This window comes from Mesorhizobium sp. M7A.F.Ca.US.010.02.1.1 (genome assembly GCF_004023085.1).
GTDB lineage: Bacteria > Pseudomonadota > Alphaproteobacteria > Rhizobiales > Rhizobiaceae > Mesorhizobium.
The window spans coordinates 18,148-37,188 of the sequence record NZ_RZRV01000025.1; the positions used below are offsets into that span (position 1 = coordinate 18,148).

Genomic DNA, 19,041 nt, shown 5'->3' on the forward strand with positions numbered 1-19,041 from the left:
ACGCCAGCTGCTGCAACTCCGTCGCCTTATGATGCTCCGAGAACCATCCATTTTTCAGGTGTTACGTCGACTCGGCGGCGGAACTGAGTTTGTTGGGTAGCAATGACGTTGTCGCTAGATGTGCCATATTCCCCCAATTCTCCCCGCAAACAGACAGGGAATCATTTGCGTACGAAAAGTTGCTGTATTTTAGAGAACCCGCAGTAAGAACCGTGCCTAAGACATGGTTACTGTCCGTTGGTTGGCGGGCAAAGTTGGCCACCGAAGGCGACGTGCACTCTTAAGGTTGTAGGACTGCGGCTAACAGCAACGAACGCCGAAATGAAGAGGCCAAGGCTAAGGGGGAGACATTGGTGCCCCTTCGAGACACGGTGCACTACCTCGGGTATTACGAATTTTCCGTATCGTCTACGGCGAGCGCCGCAAATGACGTTTATGACGTCTATGCCGAGCATGCTCCTGAAGTGGGTGAAGACGCTCACTCGCACATTGTATTTAGGGAAAAAGCGGGACTTCCCAAAAATCCCCCTAAGAGTGCGCGTCGAACAGAGATTGTTGATGCAATCTGGCGACGGTCCAGTGGCCCACAGAAACACATTTGCGCCTGCGTTGGAAACCATCGGAGCTATCTTGAGGGAATCCCACTAGGTACTCCACCGGGTAAAGAACCCAAACCAAGCTAGCGCACCAAGGGGCTGTTCCGACAGGTCCAGGGTGGTTGCTGTCGATTTGGTGCCGCAGGTACTGGGCGCTTGAGCGGCAGAGCGTCAGGTGAGCGCAACCAACCCCTCCACCGCTCGTTGATCCCTGCTGGTTGATCCCAGCGCATTCCATACCCCTACCGCCGCTATCCCACCCCCGTTGATCGGGTGGAACTAAAGCTCACTCGCTCCGTTATGGCGCTGCCGACAGGGGTGCTTCATGAGCGAAAGTGCTATTCTAGTCGTCGAAGACGAACTCTTGATCCTGCTCGACCTTGAATCAGCTTTGCAGGACGCTGGCTTTCTCGTCGTAGGAGTGCCGAGTGCCGAAGCCGCCGTAAAGGCGTTTGATGAGGATCCAAACAAGTTCGCCGGCCTCTTTACGGACATCCGTCTCGGCTCTGGAGAATCTGGGTGGGAAGTAGCGAGGCACGTCAGGCGAGCCAACCCAACCCTACCTGTGGTCTACATCAGCGGCGATGGTGCGTTTTCCTGGGGGTCTGAAGGCGTTCCGGACAGCGTGATGATCGTCCGTTCTTTCCTCCTCAGATCATTACGGCGCTGTCCACACTGCTCAATCGGCAACACCCAACAGCGCCGAACGGAGGCGAACCCTCTCAGTAAAGCAAGTCGGCGCGATCGGCCGAAACATTTAGATAACGCGATGGTGAAAGTGGATGCGGTAGCCCGCCTGAGCCAGTCGCGTCCGAGTGATGCCCCCATCTCTCGTCCGCACCGCATCCAACAATCTTGTAGCATCCTTCGCGCGGGCCGCCCAAGTTCAAGCAACGTTTTTATTGTTGACAAGATGGAACCATGACAAAAGGAAACTTGTTGGGGCAGCACCCGTCCCCAAATGGCCTGCCTCTCCAGGAGCCCGCTGCCGAAAGGTGGCGGGCTTTTCGCGCGTATAACCAGTCAGTTTTCGGAGGGGTGAAAAGGCTCCAAACCTGCCCGCTGGCCTCGCCGATTGTTCTATGTCCGGGCTGCGGTCTCCGCATACAAGCTTTTGCGGGTCCGTTGGAGCAAGTGGTGCATGTCCGCCAAAAGTTGCATGGCGTCCGCCGTCGGACTGCCTTCGTGATCCAGCAAACCCACGATGATATCTTGCTTGGACAAGATACTTTCGGTGTGAGCAAGCTGGCTCATCAAATACGCGAGCCGGATCTGTGCCGGTGTTGACATCGGCTTTCTCCCTGGTCGGGCGAAAGCCTGATGATCGCTCCCAAACGCCTCATGCCTGTTTGTTCTTGCTTTTGAAGCGACCGATTGAGTTTGCGCCCATAGGGAGCGCATGGCAACCCGCATCTCGGCCGACGTGCAGGCTCACCTCTGATGGAACATCATGTAATGCTAATAGTTATGGCTTGGCAGGGACCGCCCTCCCGGCACGTCCTCCTTTGGGACGGCCCGCTGCTGCCGTGAATGGGGCAGCGGGTTCTTGCGGGTTTCGACCTGCCGACCAAATCGTGCTAAATGGGCGATGAAAAAAGCCGCCCAGCGTATGTTGTTTACGCACCGCCGCTGATCGGCCTTCCGTTCCTGGCTGTGATACTGGCCGCTGATGGGACGACCACCGCAACGCCCTTTGACACCGCAGATGAAGCAGCCGACCACAACAAGTTGATGGCCGGTAAGAACGGAGCGGGACCGCTTCGCCACTAGCCAAAGCCGCTCAGGTCAAAGCGCCCTCAACGTCGCCGGCACGCTTCAGTGCAATCGGCTCGGCGCGCCCAAGTCATACCGGGCTAGGAAATTAGAAATTTCCGCAACGGTCTCCATGTCGGGATATGCCGCCAGTGCTTCGGTGACGTTGTCACCGGCCTTGCCGAGCATGGGATCAGCATAAATCGCTTGAAACTGACCTTGCCCCTCTGATCTAATCCGGTTTGAAGTTCGTTCTGGCCCATCGAGAGGACCAGGACATGAAACGTAGCCGCTTCTCTGAAGAGCAGCTCATCGGAATTTTGAAGGAACACGAGGCCGGGGTATCGGTTGCCGATCTGTGCCGCAAGCACGGGGTCAGCGACGCCTCGATCTATAACTGGAAGGCCCGCTTCGGCGGGATGGATATCTCCGAGGCTCGGCGACTGAAGGCGCTGGAGGACGAGAACACGCGGCTAAAGCGGCTGACGCCATGCTCGACAATGCCGCGTTGAAGGATCTTGTGGAAAAGAAATGGTGACGCCCGCGGCCAAGCGGAAAGCTGTCGCTCGCCTGAAGGAAGGCTTCGGGATGAGCGAACGGCGGGCGTGTAAAGCCATCGGCTGTTGCCGCATGACGGTTCGCTACGAGACCAGCAGGCCGGACGCCCGCGAGGTTCGCGAGCGGATGAAGGCAATCGCGCAGGAACGTCGTCGGTTCGGCTACCGGCGTCTTCTCGTGATGCTGAGGCGGGAGGGCCTGATCGTGAACCACAAGAAGCTGTTCCGGCTCTATCGGGAGGAGAAGCTCGCCGTTCGCCGCCGTGGCGGCCGCAAACGGGCGATCGGGACAAGGGCGCCGATGCTGGTGCCGCTGAGGCCCGACGAGCGCTGGTCGCTCGACTTCGTATCGGACCAGCTCACCGACGGGCGCCGCTTCCGCATCATGGCCGTCGTCGACGACTGCACGAGAGAGTGCCTGGGTTGGTCGCGGATACGTCTCTGTCCGGCGTGAGGGTTGCCCGCGAACTCGATCGGCTCATGATCGAACGCGGCAAGCCGAAAATGGTGGTCAGTGACAATGGCAGCGAACTGACCAGCAATGCGATCCTTGCCTGGGCCGATGCAAGCCGCGTGGACTGGCATTACATTGCGCCGGGCAAGCCAATGCAGAACGGCTTCATCGAGAGCTTCATGTATGGACGGCCCCTGCGTTGCAAGGCTCTTGGTGAGGTTTCGGCAGCGCACGGGTCGGGTGCGTTCATGTATACGGCCTGTTGATGCGGCCCGTGCTCATGACCGCTGGCCCTGATGGAATTCGCGGATCGACGTCTCATCAACGGGTCGCGCTCGTGGCGCCCAAAGCTCTGCGGGCTTTGTCGATCCCCGGTCCGCCCGGTTGTGCCATCACCTCACGTTCGCCCTCGCAACCTGTGAACCTCGTCCACTGACCTGCGCCTTACAACGTCGACTGAGCTGGCGAGCGGAAAGGCTGCTCACGCACCATCAACGCCCAGGCGATCCGCGCCATCTTGTTGGCGAGCGCGATGATGACGACCTTGGGCGGACGGCGCTGCTGCAGTCCGCGGATCCAGTTCTCACCCGCCGCGGCGCGCGCTTTCGCAAACCGGATCGCGTTGCCGGCGCCCACATACAGCAAGTGACGGATGTAACGGTCGCCGCGCTTCGATATGCGCCCCAGCCTGTCCTTGCCGCCGCTCGAATGGCTCTTGGGTGTTAGGCCAAGCCAGGCGGCGAACTCACGACCCGAGCGGAACATGGTGGGATCGGACACTGTACTCGTGATTGCCATAGCGGTGATCGGGCCGACGCCGGGTATGGAAGCGAGCCGCCGGCTGACGGCTTGGGTTCGGTGGATCGCGATAAGCTGCATCTCGATCGTGTCGATCTGCTTCCATGTGCTCGCGAGTTGCTCGACAAGCAGGTTCAGCGCGTCACGCGCGAGAGGCGGCACGGACGGGTCATGCAGTTGCGCCGCCAGCTTCTCGACGCGCTGGATACCTTGGGGTGCAATGATGCCGAACTCGGCGAGATGCGCGCGCAGTGCAGTGGCGAGCATTGTTCGCTGGCGCACGAGCAGCTCGCGAGTTCGGTGCAACATCAGCATGGCCTGTTGGTCGGCTGACTTCACGGGCACGAAGCGCATGGTTGGGCGCGTGAGCGCCTCCGCTATTGCCTGTGCATCGGCGGCATCGGTCTTGTTGCGTTTGACGTAGGGCTTCACGTACGCTGGCGGCATGAGCCGTACGGTGTGCCCGAGCGCGCTCAACTCACGCGCCCAGTAATGTGCCGTCGCGCACGCCTCAAGGCCGACAAGGCAGGGCGGCAGGGTTCGGAAATAGTCGAGAACCTGCGCTCGTCGCAGCTTGATCTGAGCAACTGTGCGACCTGCCGCATCGGCGGCATGCACTTGGAAAACCTGCTTTGCGACATCAAGTCCAATGACACTGATCTCCATGGGATGCCTCCTGATGACTGTTATGCACCGGCCGCCATTATGCCACGCCGATGCCGGGGTGCAGGGGCCGTCCATCCCATCAACGGCCGACTGCGCGATGAACTGCTCAACGAGACGCTGTTTACCTCGCTGGCTCAGGCGCGCGTAGCCATCGCCCTGTGGCGCGCCGATTACAACACCGCGCGGCCGCACTCCCAAATCGCCTGGCAGACACCGGCCGAGTTCGCCGGCACCTTCAATCCGCGACGGTCGCTCGCGCTGCGCTATGCCAAAGGCTCCGCGCCAGCGCCCGTCCCTTCACCCGCCCAGCAGGGCACAACCCACGCCGGAATCGAACTCAAAACTGGATAGAAACTGGGGGCAAGGTCAATACCCCACCGGCATTCTGGATCATGCTTGCGCAGCTACGATCTAAATTTCCTTGAAATGAATGGGTCATGCAACCGCCCTGCCCCAGTGTCAGTCCTCAAAGGCTGCGCTGCATAAAGGGATCAACGCTGATCCACGCGCTGAACGAGCAACGCACAATCGAGGGCAAGAAGCAGCTGTCGGATCGAGATCACCAGTCGTCGACAGGGGCAAGCGGCTGGGCATCGCCGTGCATGATCACATCATTATTGGTCGGAAAGGCCATTCCAGCACGAAAGGCCTGCCACCGATTTATGCCCGAATCGAAGGTCGCGACTCGAAGAGTGGAACCCGCTTTCTGCTGCACCGCTGAGGGTTCTACCTAATGGATATCCGAACTGTTTCCGAAATCGGATCTTGCAGGCTGAAACAGGCGTCGCCGAAAACCCTGATGCAGCGGCCGGCCAAGCACGAGCGGGAAGCGTAAGCAATCTTGACAAACTGCTCGGATAGTCGAGCCAAAGCTACGTCGCTGGAAAATGCCTACGATGCATCACGCCGATTTGCGGTATCGAACGCAAAGGCGGTACCGTAATTTGCCCGGGTCTATGAGCTCCTAAATCCTCTTGATCATAGCCGGTATGGGTGAAGTAAGTTGATGCAACGAGCTGGAAAGCACTCCGAAAGCGAGCGGTCGCGACGGAAGACGACGTGCGTGCCATCGCTGTCAGCCTTGGGCACGCGTCCACGTTGCGAGATCAATTCCTAAAAGGAGATAGTCAATGGCTCGCAATCGGTCGCAAGAAAATCGCACATCGCAATCCAATGAAGGCGCGGTCGTCCAAGGCGACAAGCGCAATGCACAAGACATTATCGGATTAATTGTCGACCAGCAGTCACAGTTTTCCAAAACAAACCGCCGGATTGCGCACGCGATTTTGAGCGAGCCGCATAGCTTTGCCGAAAAGCCCATCGAGGAGCTCACCGCTTGGCTCGACGTATCGGCGCCAACCATCACACGATTTTCCCGCATGTTGGGCTGTGACGGTCTAAAGGACCTCAAGCTCAAGATCATGGGGTCGGTGCGCATCGGCATCCGTTATCTCGAACCCCAGACGCCGCCCGGATCCATCGCCGAAGTCGCGGAGCGCGTCAGCAAACGGGCGCAGAAAACCATTGCGGACATGCATCACAACGTCGACCTCGAACGCGCCCAGGCAGTCGTCGACAAGATCAGCGTCTGTCACACGCTCTACGCATTCGGGAGTGGCGGTGTCTCCTCATGGCTTATCGAGGAGATTCAGAACCGCTTCTTCCGGTTGGGGATACGTGTCATTCCCTGTAACGACCACCAGATGCAATTCATGTTGGCAACAGCAGTGGAACGCACGGACGTTGTCATCTGCTGTTCGCTCACCGGCGCCAATATCGAGCTTGAAAAGGCGGTAACCGTCGCTCGCGAGTACGGAGCGACAACGATCGCACTGACTCCGAACGGAACACCTCTTGCTGCCGCGGTTGATGAACTTCTGCCGATAGACTGCCCCCCGGACGAAGACATTCTGAGCCCAGCGTCAATTCGCTACGCCTACATGATCGCGATCGATATCATCTCTTACGGCGTCGCCATCGCGCGCAAGGACGCGGGCCGGGAAAAACTTCGCCGCCTCAAGCAGCAACTGGCGATCGCACGCGATGCGGCCCAGACCCAACCATTGTGCGACTGATCCCAGATAGAGTCCATTTTTTGCTTTTTTGATCAAAAAACAGCTCAAAAAATGAACATACGCTCAGGGCGGCCAAAAAATGATCCGGAAATAAAAATTTTGTTGGACAGCTAAAAATTTTTAGGCATAGTTCCCCTGCAGCAAGAGCTTAACCGGCCTTACAGTTTATCTTCCAGGTCGGAGATACCGAAAGTTATCTGCCGGCACAGCCGGTTGGCCGAAATCAAAAAGCTATAACGATTGGGGAACTGGCATGATTTCTTCGCTGGAACGACACCTGCTGTCCAGAAGACAGATATTGCAAGGCGCGGCGGGGTTGTCCGCTGCAGCGATGATGGGGTCTCGCGCTTTCGCGGCACCCTCGACACCGATCAGCTTCGTCGGCTGGCAATACCAGCCGCAGATCGTCGAAGAGAACGTCAAGACGTTCATGAAACTCTACGACGAGAACGTGAACTACGAGCTCGTATCGGGCGACTACCACCCTTTGGCGGAAACGAAGCTCACCGGCGGTCAGCATATCGACATGCTGTATTCCGAAGAGAACTACATTGCGCGCTGGCACGCGGCCAACTGGATCCGTGACATCGAGAGCCTGCCGGGCGTTGCCGATATCAAGGCCGGCATGTTCCCGGTCAGCGTCGAGTCGCTTTCGCTGCCTAACGGCGGGGCCCTGTGCGGGCTCCCCTACTACGCCGGCTACAATACCTTCCTCTACAACGAGGAGCATCTCAAAAAAGCCGGGGCTCAGGCGCCGGAAACTTGGGATGCCGTTCTTGATGTTTGCCGCAAGCTCAAGAAGGATGGCATATCCGACGCGCCATTTCATGCGATGTGGCAGCAGCAATGGCCGAACATGTCCTGGTATATGTTCGCGGCGTGGTATTCCGAGGGCGCCAAGGTCTTCGACGCCGATGGAAACTTCGTCGATGAGCCGGCCTTGCGCAAGATTCTCGAAATCAACCAGACCTTCTACAAGGAAAAGCTGGTCGTCGAGGACATCATGACTTTGCCCGGCGAAGGGGTACCCAGCTATGCCTCCGGCCGCCACACATTCATGGTCGTCCATGATTACAACCACAAGGTCGCCAATGATCCCGCCGTTTCCAAGATCGCGGGGAAGGTGCGCAATGCGATCATGCCGGGCGCGACCCGCTCGACCATGGCCTGGACGGCGGCCTATCTTATGGGTGCGCAGCCCGTCGATGAGGAGCGCGTGTGGAACCTGCTCCAGTTCTTCGGCGGCAAGGCCAAGGATGGCCAGTATCATGTGATCAAGCGCTGGGCACTCGAGTTCGGTCTCGGCTCTGGCTACAAGGAGGTCATGCAGGATCCGGAGATCGTCGCCAGTTTTTCAAAATGGCGCGACCTCGACATTTCGGCCAAGCAGCTCGGCATGGCGACGTCACGCTCGATCGGCAAGGCGATCTGGTTCCCGGAATGGGATATGTTCATGATGCAGCAGGTTCAGGAATATATCCGTTCGGGCAGCTCGACCGACGAGCTGGTGGCATTGCTTGCGTCCAAGGCTTCCGAGCTGAAGGCCCAATATCAGTAGGACATGCCGGGGCAGCCGGTCATCGGTACCGGCTGTTCCGTCCGCATCAACCTCCATCGACATCGCCAGACGAGGCACTGTCGGCGGTCTGGCCCAGATGATGTGCGAGGACGCGTGACAATAACACTGCAGTCGCAAAGAACCGAGCCGCTTGCGCGCGAAAACCGCCGACGGATCAGCCTACCGGCTTTTGCCTATTTCTCCGTCGCCCCGACACTGATCCTGATGATCCTGATCGTTGGCCTGCCGCTCCTCTACAGTTTCTACCTGTCCTTCAACATCACCAATCCGATCACCAAACGCTGGATTTTCGTTGGCTTTGGCAATTATACGAAGATCTTCCAGAACCAGGACTTCTGGTATGCGCTTGGCCGCACGCTTTATTTCTCCGCGATCGCGGTCATCGGAACGACCATATTTGGAACACTGATCGCACTGGTTTTGAACCAGCGATTTGCTGGCCGGGGTTTTCTGCGCAGTGTAGTCCTTGTTCCCTGGGCCATGGCGCCTGTGTCGATCGGGGTGCTGTGGTCCTTCATCTATGCGGGCAATTTCGGTCTGTTGAACGGTTTCCTCAACGACATAGGACTCGGTTCGTGGGGACGGGCATGGTTCGGAGACGGCTTCCGCGCCCTCAACCTCGTGGCACTGACCCAGGTCTGGAACCAGACGCCATTGACGACCCTGATGCTTCTTTCCAGCCTGCAATCCATGCCGGGCAACCTGCACCGCGCGGCCATTCTCGACGGCGCGGGGCCGGTCAGGCGCTTCGTCTCGATCACGCTGCCCTGGCTCAAGCCGACGCTGCTTTTCTCCACGATCATCTCCACGATCAATGCTTTCATGGCCTTCGACATCATCTGGATCATGACGCGCGGCGGCCCCGGCGCGGCGACCACCACATTGTCCTGGCTCGGCTACATGCAATCCTTCCAGTTTCTGAAGTTCGGCGAAGGGGCCGCTCTTCTGTACGTGCTGACGTTTCTCAGCCTTGCATTCGCGATCGTCTATTTTGCCTTCCTCAGCCCAAGGAAAGCCACAACGACTGTGCCGGGGGTGATAGCCCCAGGGCTGCCGACAGCCGGCCGTCCGCGGCCTACCATGGTCGTCCTGCCGGAATGGAAGCCGAAGAGGCTGATGGGCCCGATTGCCACGCGCAACACGGGCAAGATCCTGTTCGCGCTCGCCGTCGTTGCGATTTTCGTCTGGTCGTTCCTGCCTGTTGCCGCGCTGATCCTGATCAGCCTGTCGCCAGCCACCGACCTGATCCGCACGCCTCCCTCCATCGTGCCCTCGACCCTTACTTTCGAGAATTATCGAGCGGTGCTCCTGGCGCAAGGCACGACCAGCGTGCAGGCCGCACGCGTGCCGTTGTCCCTGCTCAACAGTTTCGGCATCGGCATCGTCGTCTCCGTCGTCAACGTCGCACTGGGGACCTTGGCTGGTTACGGCTTTGCCCGCTACGCCGGTCACCGTTTCTTCGCCGTCAGCCTCTGGGCGCTTCTTCTGACGCGGATGGTTCCCGCGCTGACGCTGGTTCTGCCGTTCTTCGTCCTGTTCCGGACGCTCGGGCTCATCGACACCCATCTCGGTCTGGTGATCGCATATTCAACCATCCTGATGCCGCTTGCCGCCTGGATGATGAAGACCAGCTTCGAAGCTGTGCCCCTCAGCCTGGAGCGCGCGGCACAGATCGACGGCTGCAGCCGCTGGACGATGTTCCGGAAGGTTCTGGTGCCGGTGGTGCGGCCGGGCATCATCGCGGCGCTCATCTTCTGCTTCCTCGTGTCCTGGAACGAGTTCCTCTTTGCCATGATCCTGACCTCGACCCCCAAGACGCAGACAATCCCGGTCGTCATCGCGGGCTTTCTCAACCAGGCCCGTTTCTATGAATATGGGCCGCTTTTCGCCGCCAGCGTGCTTGCCATCCTGCCGCCCGTGGCCGTCGCCTTCTTCTTCCAACGTTACCTTGTCCAGGGTGCGCTTTCCGGCGCGGTCAAGGGCTGAAAGGAGCTACCACCATGGCATCGATCAAAATCACGGGCCTTAACAAGCGGTTCGGGACGATAGCCGTTTTGAAAGGGCTCGATCTTTCGATCAACGATGGCGAGTTCATTTCCTTCCTCGGACCGTCGGGATGCGGGAAATCGACATTGCTGTTTTGCATCGCCGGCCTGGAGGATATCGACGAGGGATCCATCCGCTTCGACAACAGGGAGATCTCGGATCTCGGTCCGCGTGAACGCAACATCGCGCTTGTCTTCCAGGATTACGCCCTCTACCCGCACATGACGGTGCGCGAAAATATCGCCTTTCCGTTACGCCAGCAGAAGCTGGACGAAGCGACCGTTGGCAAGCAGGTCGCCTGGGCAGCCGACGTTCTCGGCATCGAGGCTCTTCTCGACCGACTGCCGACAGCGCTTTCCGGCGGCCAGCGCCAGCGCGTTGCCGTTGGCCGCGCGATCGTCAGAAACCCCTCTGTACTTCTCATGGATGAGCCGCTTTCCAATCTCGATGCCTCGCTGCGCGTGCGCATGCGCACCGAGATCCGGCGCCTGCAGAAGGCACTCGGCATCACAGTCATCTTCGTCACGCACGATCAGGAAGAGGCCATGGTGCTGTCCGACCGGATCGCGGTGATGAAGGATGGCGTCGTGCAGCAGTTCGCGCCACCGATGGAGGTCTATTCGGCTCCTGCCAACCAGTTCGTCGCCGGGTTCATCGGCAGCCCGCAAATGAACTTCTTACCCGCCAATCTCTGTGGCGGGAGTTCCGACCAGATTCTCGGCGTGCGTCCCCACGACCTGAAGCCGGCATCCCGCGGCAATGGTGGTCTCACACTTTCGGGCGAGCTTGTGCTTATCGAACCCGCTGGGCCCTTCCAATTCCTCGACGTCGACGTCGCCGGCCACATCGTCCGGGCAACCTGCAGCGATGCGTCCGGCCTGTCCTCGGGCGAACGCATCACCCTCTGCGCGAGCCCCGACGTTGTCCGCTATTTCGCCGCCGAGGACGGCACCCGCATCAATCAGCATTTCTTGGAAACTGAAAGCCGAATTCATGCCCTATGATCTCGTTTTGAAAAATGGTCGCGTCATCGATCCTTCCCAGGGCATCGACCGCATCACCGATGTCGCCTTTGCTGGCGGAAAGGTGGCTGCGCTTGGGGACGGTCTTTCCGGCGCGCAAGAACGAAACGTCTCCGGCTTGATCGTGACGCCCGGCCTGATCGATCTGCACACGCATGTTTACTGGGGTGGAACGTCGCTCGGCGTGGACCCGGACGCGTTTGCTCGCAAGAGCGCGGTTTCGACCTGCGTCGATACCGGAAGTGCCGGACCGGGAAATTTCCCGGGATTTCGCAAGCATGTGATCGAGCGGAGCACGGCCCGCATTCTCGTCTACCTGCACATCTCCTTCGCCGGCATCTATGGTTTTGCCAAGAACATCATGATCGGCGAAGGCCATGACATGCGGCTTCTTGCCGGGCGTGAGGCAGTCGAGATCATCAATGCCAACCGTGACGTCATCATTGGCGTGAAGGTGCGTATCGGTCGCCACGCCTCCGGTCCCGCCGGTATCCAGCCTCTCGATGTCGCGCTGCAGGTTGCCGACGAGACGGGCCTGCCGCTGATGGCCCACATCGATGAGCCGCCGCCCTCCTATGAGGCCGTTGTCTCGCGCCTGCGTGCTGGCGATGTGCTGACCCATTGTTTCCGGCCCTTCCCCAATGCGCCCGTCGACGGCGCAGGCAAGATCAAGCCGGAGATCCTCGAGGCAAGGCAACGCGGCGTCCTTTTCGATATCGGCCACGGGATGGGCTCCTTCTCCTGGAAAACGGCGCGCGCGATGATGGCGCAAGGTTTCCTGCCGGACACCATCTCCTCCGATGTTCATGCGCTCTGCATCGAGGGCCCGGCCTACGATCAGGTCACTACGCTTTCAAAATTCCTGGCGCTCGGCATGTCGATCAACGACATCATCGCGGCCTCGACCATCAATGCGGCCAAGGCATTGCAGCGCCCTGAGCTTGGAACGTTCAAGATTGGCTCGGCCGGGGATGCAAGCGTCCTCGAATTGCGCAATGGCGCGTTTTCCCTTGAAGACACGCGCGGCGAGATTGTCGTTGCGCCTGAACGTATCTTTGCCGCCGGTCTGGTCATTGCCGGCCAGGATATCGGTACCGATGATCAAACGCTCGCAGCAGCGGCGGAATAAAGGAGATCTGAAAATGGATGGTGGCTACGCAATGAGAGACGCGCCGGCCAATTTCATAGGCGGCGAATGGCGGACGGAGCCGGATACTATGGCGGCGGTCAATCCCGCGACCGGAGAGATCATTGCCCAACTCCCGCGATCAAGCCGCGAGACGGCACAACGGGCCGTCGCCGCTGCAAAGGCAGCCGCGCCGGCATGGGCAGGCATGCCGGTTTTCAAGCGCGCCGCGATCTGCGTTGCCATCGCCTCGGCAATCGACGCCGCGCAAGAAAAGATTGCACGCATCCTCTCGGCCGAGCAGGGCAAGGTTCTTGCGGAGGCCATGGGTGAGGTCGGCAAGGCCGCCGATGGCTTCCGACTCGCATCCGAGCTCGTCAAGCAACTGGGTGGCCAGACCCTGCCCGCGGAGGATCCGACGAAACTCGTCATGACGATCCGCCAGCCGCGTGGCGTGTACGGCGTCATCACCCCTTGGAATTTCCCGGTCAACATCCCCGTGGAATATCTGGCACCGGGCATTGCGACCGGCAACACCATCGTCTGGGTGCCCGCCCCGTCCACCTCGCTGGTCGCCTGTGCCTTGATGGAGGTAATCGACAGCGCCGGTCTTCCAGCAGGCGTCATCAACCTGGTTATCGGGGAAGGCGCAACCGCCGGCGATGCCGTCGTGGTCCATCCCGACGTCGCGGCCATCGGCTTTACGGGGAGCGCCGCGACCGGCAGGAAAATCGCCGAGCGCGGCGCCGGCAAGCCGCTGCTTCTGGAGCTGGGCGGCAACGGTCCAGTGATCGTTTTCGAGGATGCCGATCTCGACGCGGCAGCCGCCGCCGCGGCCGGCGGCGCATTCTTCAACGCGGGTCAGGTCTGTGCCGCGACAGGCCGTGTACTCGCGCATCATTCGATTGCCGAAAGCCTGTGCGAAAAGCTCGTCGCCCATGCCCAAAAACATGTGCTTGGCGATCCCTTCCATCAGGGAACGACCATGGGGCCGCTGAACAACGCCAAGGTCGCGGCCAAGGTCAAAGAGCATGTCGATGACGCAATCGCGCAGGGTGCCAAGGTGCTCTTTGGCGGCAAGCCGCGCCCCGATCTCGGCAGCGAACTGTTTTTCGAACCGACGATCATCACCGGCGTCACGCGCGAGATGAAAATCAATCGCGAGGAAACTTTCGGCCCCGTCGTACCGGTACTCGCTTTCAAGGACGAAAACGAAGCGCTCGATCTGGCGCTCGACAGCGAATATGGCCTGTCGGTGGGCGTCTTCACGGCGGATGTGGCGCGGGGTGTTTCGGTCGCCAGGGCGATCCCCGCAGGGATCGTCAACGTCAACGCCGGCAGCACCTGGTGGGAAATTCACCTGCCCTTCGGAGGCGGGACCGGCACCAAGAGCGGCATCGGCCGGCTGGGCGGCGTGCACACGATGGAAGCCATGACGGAACTCAAGATGATCACGGTGACGATCGACAGAAAGGCACGTGCCGCATGAGCCCTCAATCGCTTGCGTTTGCCGGCGAACGAAATTCGCCCCTTTCCCCACCCGAGAGAACGCGGATGATCCGCGCTCTTGTCGATGAACTGATCCCCGGCAGCGAGGGCTGGCCCTCCGCATCCGAGGCCGGCGCGCATGGCATCGTCGCGATGCGTCTCTTTGCGGACTGGAGCGATATGCAGATTACGGCGCTGGCCGATCTGCTGGGTTGGGAAAAGGACGGCCTTTCAAGCGCCAATGGTGAAATCCGCATCGCGTCCGTCAAGGCCTTCGAGGAAGCCGACACGGAGCTTTTCGACAAGATCTACACGGCCGTGACGCTTGCCTATTACGAAACGCCCTTCGTCATCGAAGCCATTCGGAACACGGGGCGTCCATACTCCCACCGGCCTCATCTGACCGGCTATGAGATGGCGCCCTTCGATTTCAACAGGGACCTGCCAGCCCATCGACGTGGCCATTACCTGGAAACCGAAAAGGTTAGACCCGTCGACACGTCGTCGCTCGGGCTGGACACGGAAAAGACAAATCGCTGGGGACTGGAAAGATGACGACGGATCGCATCTGTGACGTATTGATCGTGGGCGCCGGTGCGACGGGATCGCTCGCGGCGCTGACATTGGCGGAAGCCGGTCTCGATGTCGTCTGCCTGGAGCAGGGATCCTGGGTGGAGGCGAAAGATCATGCGCATCTCCATGCGGACTGGTCGTGGCAGCGCCGGACCAACTGGAGCCCGGACGTCAACAAACGCAGCCACCCGGACGATTTCCCCGTCAATTCGGACTCCTCGCAAATCCTGATGTGGAACGCCGTCGGCGGATCGACCAACGTCTATGGCGCAATCTGGCCGCGCTATCGTCCTTCCGATTTCCGCAAGGGCACGGAGCATGGTCTTCAGCCGGATTGGCCGATCACCTATGAGGATATCGCTCCCTTTTACGAGCAAGCCGACAAGCTCGTCGGCGTGTCGGGGCTTGCCGGCGATCTGGCCATGCCACCGCGAGACCGCTGTCCGACCCCGCCAATGCCTGTGTCCAAGGTGGCCAAGCGCCTTGCTTCCGGTTTCGATGCGCTTGACTGGCACTGGTGGCCGGTCGAGGCCGCGGCGATCTCCGAGGATTACGACGGTCGGCCGGCCTGCAACAATTGCGGCACATGCAACGGCTGCCCGCGCGGATCGATGAGCAAATATTCGCTGTCCATCTGGCCGAAGGCATTGAACGCCGGTTGCGAACTGCGCATCAATGCCCGTGTGCTCAAGATCGAGAAGGACCAAGATGGCCGCGCAAGTGGCGCTCTCTATGTCGACCGTAACACCGGGATGAAACATTTCCAGCGGGCGAAACTGGTTATCGTGGCCGCGAACGGCATCGGAACGCCACGGATTCTTCTTGCATCCGACAATCTTGCCAACGCCAACGATCAGGTCGGACGCTATCTCCTGCATCACACCCTGGTTGCCTGCGAGATGTGGGTCGACGAGCCGGTTGATGGTCATATCGGTTACGTCGCATCCCTGCTGTCGCGGCAGTTTGCCGAAACGGACCCGTCGCGCGGTTTCGTCAACGGCTTCAATTTCAACTGCATCACCTCCACGCCCTCCGCGGGAGAGCTTGCGGCAGGCTGGTTCACGCCGGCGCGCGCGCCATGGGGCCGCGACCATCACCAATGGTTCGAACGTCACTTCGGCCATTCCATCGGTGTTTTCGGCATTGGCGACGATCTGCCCAATCCGGAAAATCGCGTGACGCTGGATCCGGTGCTCAAGGATTCCGATGGCGTGCCCGCGGCAAGGACCCGCTACGCGCCAGGTGAAAACGACAAGCGCATGATGAACTACATGCTCGACCGTCTCGAAGAGCTTGCAAGAGCCTGCGGCGCCTTCGAATATCGGCTGCATGATTATCGCGACAAGGAAGGCGTTTATCGCACACCCGCCTGGCACATGATCGGCACCTGCCGCATGGGCAGCGATCCGTCGACATCCGTCGTCAACCAATGGAACCAGACCTGGGAGGTTCCAAACCTCTTCATTGTCGACGGAAGCGTGCTCGCCACTGGCGGCGTCGTCAATCCGACGGCGACCATCTCGGCGCTCGCCTTGCGTGCCGCGGCCTATATCCGCGACAATTTCGAAACCCTGTCGCAGCAGACGCGGCCATCGATAGCCGCCTGACGCAAACGAAGCGGGCTCTTCGTCCAATCGTCTCGCATGCCAAGCAAAGACGATCTACTGCCCGCATGGTCATGATTGGCATCATCGCGATCAGAGAAAGACAAAATGCCCCAACGCCCGCCTGCCGAGCCCGGAATGAGCGAAGCGGATATCGATACCCCTGCCCTCGTCATCGATCTCGATGCAATGGAACGCAATCTCGACCGAATGGCCGCGTTCTGCCGCAATGCAGGCGTGCGGTTGCGCGCTCACGCGAAAACCCACAAGTCCCCCGTCATCGCCCACTGGCAGATCTCCAGGGGGGCCGTCGGCCAATGCGTGCAAAAAACGGCTGAGGCCGAGGTTCTTGCCTGGGGCGGCGTCAGTGACGTTCTCGTTTCGAACGAGGTTGTCTCTCCCCGCAAGCTGGCGCGACTGGCCGCACTGTCCAGCATGTCGAATATCTCGCTTTGTGCCGACAGCGCGGCTGTGGTCGACCAGATCGACGCAGTGGCCGAATCCCTCGCCACGCGGTTGACCGTGCTGGTCGAGGTCGACGTCAGCGGCGGCCGCTGCGGTGTAGAGCCCGGCGAGCCCGCGGCGGCACTGGCGGCACGCATAGCGAGAAGCCGCCATCTGGTGTTCGGCGGCCTGCAATCCTATCACGGGCGCGCCCAGCATATGCGCACCGAGCAGGAGCGGCACGACGCGATACGCCAGGCCGCGGCGCGAACGATGGATACGGTCGCCGCAATCAGAAAGCAAAAGCTGGAATGCGCGATTGTCGGCGGCGCAGGCACGGGAACTTTCGCCCACGAGGCGGCCAGCGGCGTCTACAACGAGCTGCAGGCCGGCTCCTATGTGTTCATGGATGCCGACTATGCGCGAAATCGTCCTGCTCCCGATTTCGAACAATCGCTGTTCGTGTTGAGCACCGTCATGAGCGCTGCCCGTCACGGAATCGCGGTTCTGGATTGCGGACACAAGGGGATTGCCATCGACAGCGGTCTTCCTCTCATTCATGCCAGACAGGATATCGACTATGCCGGCGCATCCGATGAGCACGGTTCGCTCATCCTGCGTTCGGGCCCCGGAAGCCTTGCCATCGGAGAAACGCTGCGTCTCGTTCCCGGCCATTGCGATCCAACGGTCGACCGCTATGACTGGTATGTCGGCATGCGGGGCAAACGGGTCGAATGCGTCTTTCCTGTCGCGGCGCGCGGAATGATGCAATGACGCTCGCGGTACTTCCAGAGGCCGAAACCTCATCCCGGAAACTGACGCTGCGCTGCATCGCTTGCAACGCCATCCTGCCGCCGACCCTGGTCTACCGCTGCCCCGATTGCGGCGGCATACTGGAAGTTGTCCATCAAAAACCGGAGGGCCGCAGTTGGCTCAGGGCTGACTTCGTCGCAGATGATATCACGCTTGGAGAAGGCGGCACGCCGCTTCGAGAACTCAGACCCGATCTCCTCCACGCCGGCTTCAAAGGCCGGCTGCTCGCCAAGGACGAAACCCGCAACCCATCCGGCTCCTTCAAGGATCGCCTTGTGGCAGCGGCGTTGAGCCGGGCGATTGCGCTTGGCGCGAGGGGTATCGTCAGCGCGTCGAGCGGCAACGCCGGTGCCGCTGCCGCCTGCTATGCCGCGAACGCCGGAATTCCCGCCATCATCGTTTGCCCGGACGCGACGCCGCGTGGCAAGCTGGCGCAGATTGTCGCCTATGGCGCCACGCTGGAGCAGGTGCCGGGCCATTACGGAAATGCGTTTGAACATGCCAGACTAATCTGCGCCGAAACCGGCTATGCAAATCTGACGACGACCTATCTGAACCCTTATGGCGTGGATGCCTTGCGGCTGATCGGGCAGGAACTCCATGAGCAGATGGAAGGCGTCGGACCCGACTGGATCGCCATCCCGACGAGTTCCGGGCCGTTGGTCAAAGGCGTCTTTCAGGGCTTCATGGACAGGGCTGGCAAGGTGCCGCGCCTGATCGCGGCGCAGTCCGAAGGCTGTGCTCCGATAGCGAGAGCCTTCAGGGAAGGAAAAAACGACGTTGATGGCTGGGAGACCCCCAAAACGATCGCTTCGGGCATTTCGGACCCGTTGCTTGCCTATCCCGAGGAAGGCAGTCTGACGCTTTCACTCGTCCGCGCGAGCAAGGGCGTTGCTCACGCCGTCGGCGATGCCGACATTCGCGAGGCGATGATCGAACTGGCGCGCAAAGCCGGTCTTTTCTGCGAACCGACGGGGGCTGCCTCGCTGGCCGCGGCCCGCGATCTGTTCGTGAAAGGCACGATCGGATCGACGGACACCGTGGTCTGCATTGTGACCGGACATGGTTTCAAGGATTTCGCGGCCTGGACCTGAGGATGAGAGCGGATTCTTCGTCGGCACTTGTCCTCGCCTCAGCCTTTGACCGCCAATCTTGTCGGCCAGCGTCAGCGCCTCAGTCTGGTCGTGCGTCATATAGACCATGGTCCGGCGGATCGACTGGTGCAGGCGCTTGATCTCGGCCCTGAGCTCCGTAGGTAGCGCCGCGTCGAGGTTGGACAGCGGCTCGTCGAACAGGAACGACCGGGGATCGCGCACCAGCGCCCGGGCCGATGGCGACGCGCTGCCGTTGACCGCCGGATAGCTCACGTGGCTTGCGACCCAGCAAGGGTTCGATCTGCAGCAGCTTTGCCACCGCGGCGACCTTTTCGCCTGATGTCTTGCGGTCGA

14 protein-coding genes and 2 pseudogenes are annotated in these 19,041 nt (G+C 60.4%); 13 read left to right on the plus strand and 3 right to left on the minus strand.

The annotated features are described in order from the left end of the window. Positions 1–921 precede the first annotated feature (921 nt). Positions 922–1,521 (plus strand): response regulator, encoded by a 600-nt coding sequence (locus tag EOA19_RS22870; RefSeq protein WP_245486261.1) that lies wholly within the window; start codon positions 922–924, stop codon positions 1,519–1,521. A 155-nt stretch (positions 1,522–1,676) separates the two neighbouring features. On the opposite strand, the gene EOA19_RS22875 is transcribed toward EOA19_RS22870, so the two are convergent. Then, positions 1,677–1,886, minus strand: a complete 210-nt coding sequence (locus EOA19_RS22875; RefSeq protein ID WP_127297887.1) for a hypothetical protein — start codon at positions 1,884–1,886, stop codon at positions 1,677–1,679. Positions 1,887–2,626: 740 nt separating this feature from the next. Between EOA19_RS22875 and EOA19_RS22880 the strand changes: the two are divergent. Next, positions 2,627–3,577, plus strand: a pseudogene (locus tag EOA19_RS22880) (IS3 family transposase); the annotation flags it as partial. A 226-nt stretch (positions 3,578–3,803) separates the two neighbouring features. Here the strand turns inward: EOA19_RS22880 and EOA19_RS22885 are convergent. Continuing rightward, the gene (locus EOA19_RS22885; protein ID WP_128304868.1) at positions 3,804–4,823 is read right to left on the minus strand and encodes an IS110 family transposase; all 1,020 of its coding nucleotides are present in this window, start codon (positions 4,821–4,823) and stop codon (positions 3,804–3,806) included. A gap of 3 nt (positions 4,824–4,826) precedes the next feature. Here EOA19_RS22885 and EOA19_RS35670 point away from each other — a divergent pair, with 3 nt between their 5' ends. The 11 genes from EOA19_RS35670 (at position 4,827) to EOA19_RS22945 (ending at position 18,687) form a co-directional block, all read left to right on the plus strand. Next, positions 4,827–5,174, plus strand: a complete 348-nt coding sequence (locus EOA19_RS35670) for a transposase (protein WP_281040487.1) — start codon at positions 4,827–4,829, stop codon at positions 5,172–5,174. Positions 5,175–5,953: 779 nt separating this feature from the next. Further along, on the plus strand, positions 5,954–6,898 hold the full coding sequence (locus EOA19_RS22900) for a MurR/RpiR family transcriptional regulator (protein ID WP_127297867.1): 945 nt from the start codon (positions 5,954–5,956) through the stop codon (positions 6,896–6,898). Between the two features lie 253 nt (positions 6,899–7,151). After that, positions 7,152–8,456, plus strand: coding sequence for an ABC transporter substrate-binding protein (locus EOA19_RS22905; RefSeq protein ID WP_128304870.1), 1,305 nt, complete (start codon positions 7,152–7,154; stop codon positions 8,454–8,456). Between the two features lie 114 nt (positions 8,457–8,570). Beyond that, positions 8,571–10,463, plus strand: coding sequence for an ABC transporter permease subunit (locus EOA19_RS22910; RefSeq protein WP_128304871.1), 1,893 nt, complete (start codon positions 8,571–8,573; stop codon positions 10,461–10,463). A 14-nt stretch (positions 10,464–10,477) separates the two neighbouring features. Then, entirely contained in the window at positions 10,478–11,527 is a 1,050-nt protein-coding gene (locus EOA19_RS22915; RefSeq protein ID WP_128304872.1) for an ABC transporter ATP-binding protein, read from the plus strand. Further along, complete coding sequence (locus tag EOA19_RS22920; RefSeq protein WP_128304873.1) at positions 11,517–12,674, plus strand: amidohydrolase/deacetylase family metallohydrolase; 1,158 nt, start codon at positions 11,517–11,519, stop codon at positions 12,672–12,674. Before EOA19_RS22915 ends, EOA19_RS22920 begins: the two co-directional genes overlap by 11 nt. Positions 12,675–12,687: 13 nt before the next feature. Next, positions 12,688–14,160, plus strand: coding sequence for an aldehyde dehydrogenase family protein (locus EOA19_RS22925; protein ID WP_128304874.1), 1,473 nt, complete (start codon positions 12,688–12,690; stop codon positions 14,158–14,160). 65 nt (positions 14,161–14,225) lie between these two features. Then, positions 14,226–14,714: a hypothetical protein gene (locus EOA19_RS22930; RefSeq protein WP_127296458.1), complete on the plus strand. Its 489-nt coding sequence runs from the start codon at positions 14,226–14,228 to the stop codon at positions 14,712–14,714. Beyond that, a complete protein-coding gene (locus EOA19_RS22935; protein WP_127296457.1) occupies positions 14,711–16,339 on the plus strand; it encodes a GMC family oxidoreductase in 1,629 nt (542 codons plus the stop codon). The genes EOA19_RS22930 and EOA19_RS22935 overlap by 4 nt, the downstream gene beginning before the upstream one ends. Before the next feature lie 135 nt (positions 16,340–16,474). Further along, positions 16,475–17,554 carry a DSD1 family PLP-dependent enzyme gene (locus tag EOA19_RS22940; protein ID WP_245486262.1) on the plus strand — a complete coding sequence of 360 codons (1,080 nt, stop codon included), beginning with the start codon at positions 16,475–16,477 and terminating at the stop codon, positions 17,552–17,554. Further along, positions 17,551–18,687, plus strand: a complete 1,137-nt coding sequence (locus tag EOA19_RS22945) for a pyridoxal-phosphate dependent enzyme (protein ID WP_128304876.1) — start codon at positions 17,551–17,553, stop codon at positions 18,685–18,687. The genes EOA19_RS22940 and EOA19_RS22945 overlap by 4 nt, the downstream gene beginning before the upstream one ends. A gap of 54 nt (positions 18,688–18,741) precedes the next feature. Here EOA19_RS22945 and EOA19_RS22950 read toward each other — a convergent pair. Beyond that, a pseudogene (locus EOA19_RS22950) lies at positions 18,742–19,018 on the minus strand (ATP-binding cassette domain-containing protein); the annotation flags it as partial. Positions 19,019–19,041 lie beyond the last annotated feature (23 nt).

Bases quoted from the DNA above. Each gene is read 5' to 3' on its own strand.
- EOA19_RS22870 (WP_245486261.1), top strand. From the start codon at position 922: ATGAGCGAAAGTGCTATTCTAGTCGTCGAAGACGAACTCTTGATCCTG.
- EOA19_RS22875 (WP_127297887.1), bottom strand. From the start codon at position 1,886: ATGTCAACACCGGCACAGATCCGGCTCGCGTATTTGATGAGCCAGCTT.
- EOA19_RS22885 (WP_128304868.1), bottom strand. From the start codon at position 4,823: ATGGAGATCAGTGTCATTGGACTTGATGTCGCAAAGCAGGTTTTCCAA.
- EOA19_RS35670 (WP_281040487.1), top strand. From the start codon at position 4,827: ATGCCTCCTGATGACTGTTATGCACCGGCCGCCATTATGCCACGCCGA.
- EOA19_RS22900 (WP_127297867.1), top strand. From the start codon at position 5,954: ATGGCTCGCAATCGGTCGCAAGAAAATCGCACATCGCAATCCAATGAA.
- EOA19_RS22905 (WP_128304870.1), top strand. From the start codon at position 7,152: ATGATTTCTTCGCTGGAACGACACCTGCTGTCCAGAAGACAGATATTG.
- EOA19_RS22915 (WP_128304872.1), top strand. From the start codon at position 10,478: ATGGCATCGATCAAAATCACGGGCCTTAACAAGCGGTTCGGGACGATA.
- EOA19_RS22920 (WP_128304873.1), top strand. From the start codon at position 11,517: ATGCCCTATGATCTCGTTTTGAAAAATGGTCGCGTCATCGATCCTTCC.
- EOA19_RS22925 (WP_128304874.1), top strand. From the start codon at position 12,688: ATGGATGGTGGCTACGCAATGAGAGACGCGCCGGCCAATTTCATAGGC.
- EOA19_RS22930 (WP_127296458.1), top strand. From the start codon at position 14,226: ATGATCCGCGCTCTTGTCGATGAACTGATCCCCGGCAGCGAGGGCTGG.
- EOA19_RS22935 (WP_127296457.1), top strand. From the start codon at position 14,711: ATGACGACGGATCGCATCTGTGACGTATTGATCGTGGGCGCCGGTGCG.
- EOA19_RS22940 (WP_245486262.1), top strand. From the start codon at position 16,475: ATGAGCGAAGCGGATATCGATACCCCTGCCCTCGTCATCGATCTCGAT.
- EOA19_RS22945 (WP_128304876.1), top strand. From the start codon at position 17,551: ATGACGCTCGCGGTACTTCCAGAGGCCGAAACCTCATCCCGGAAACTG.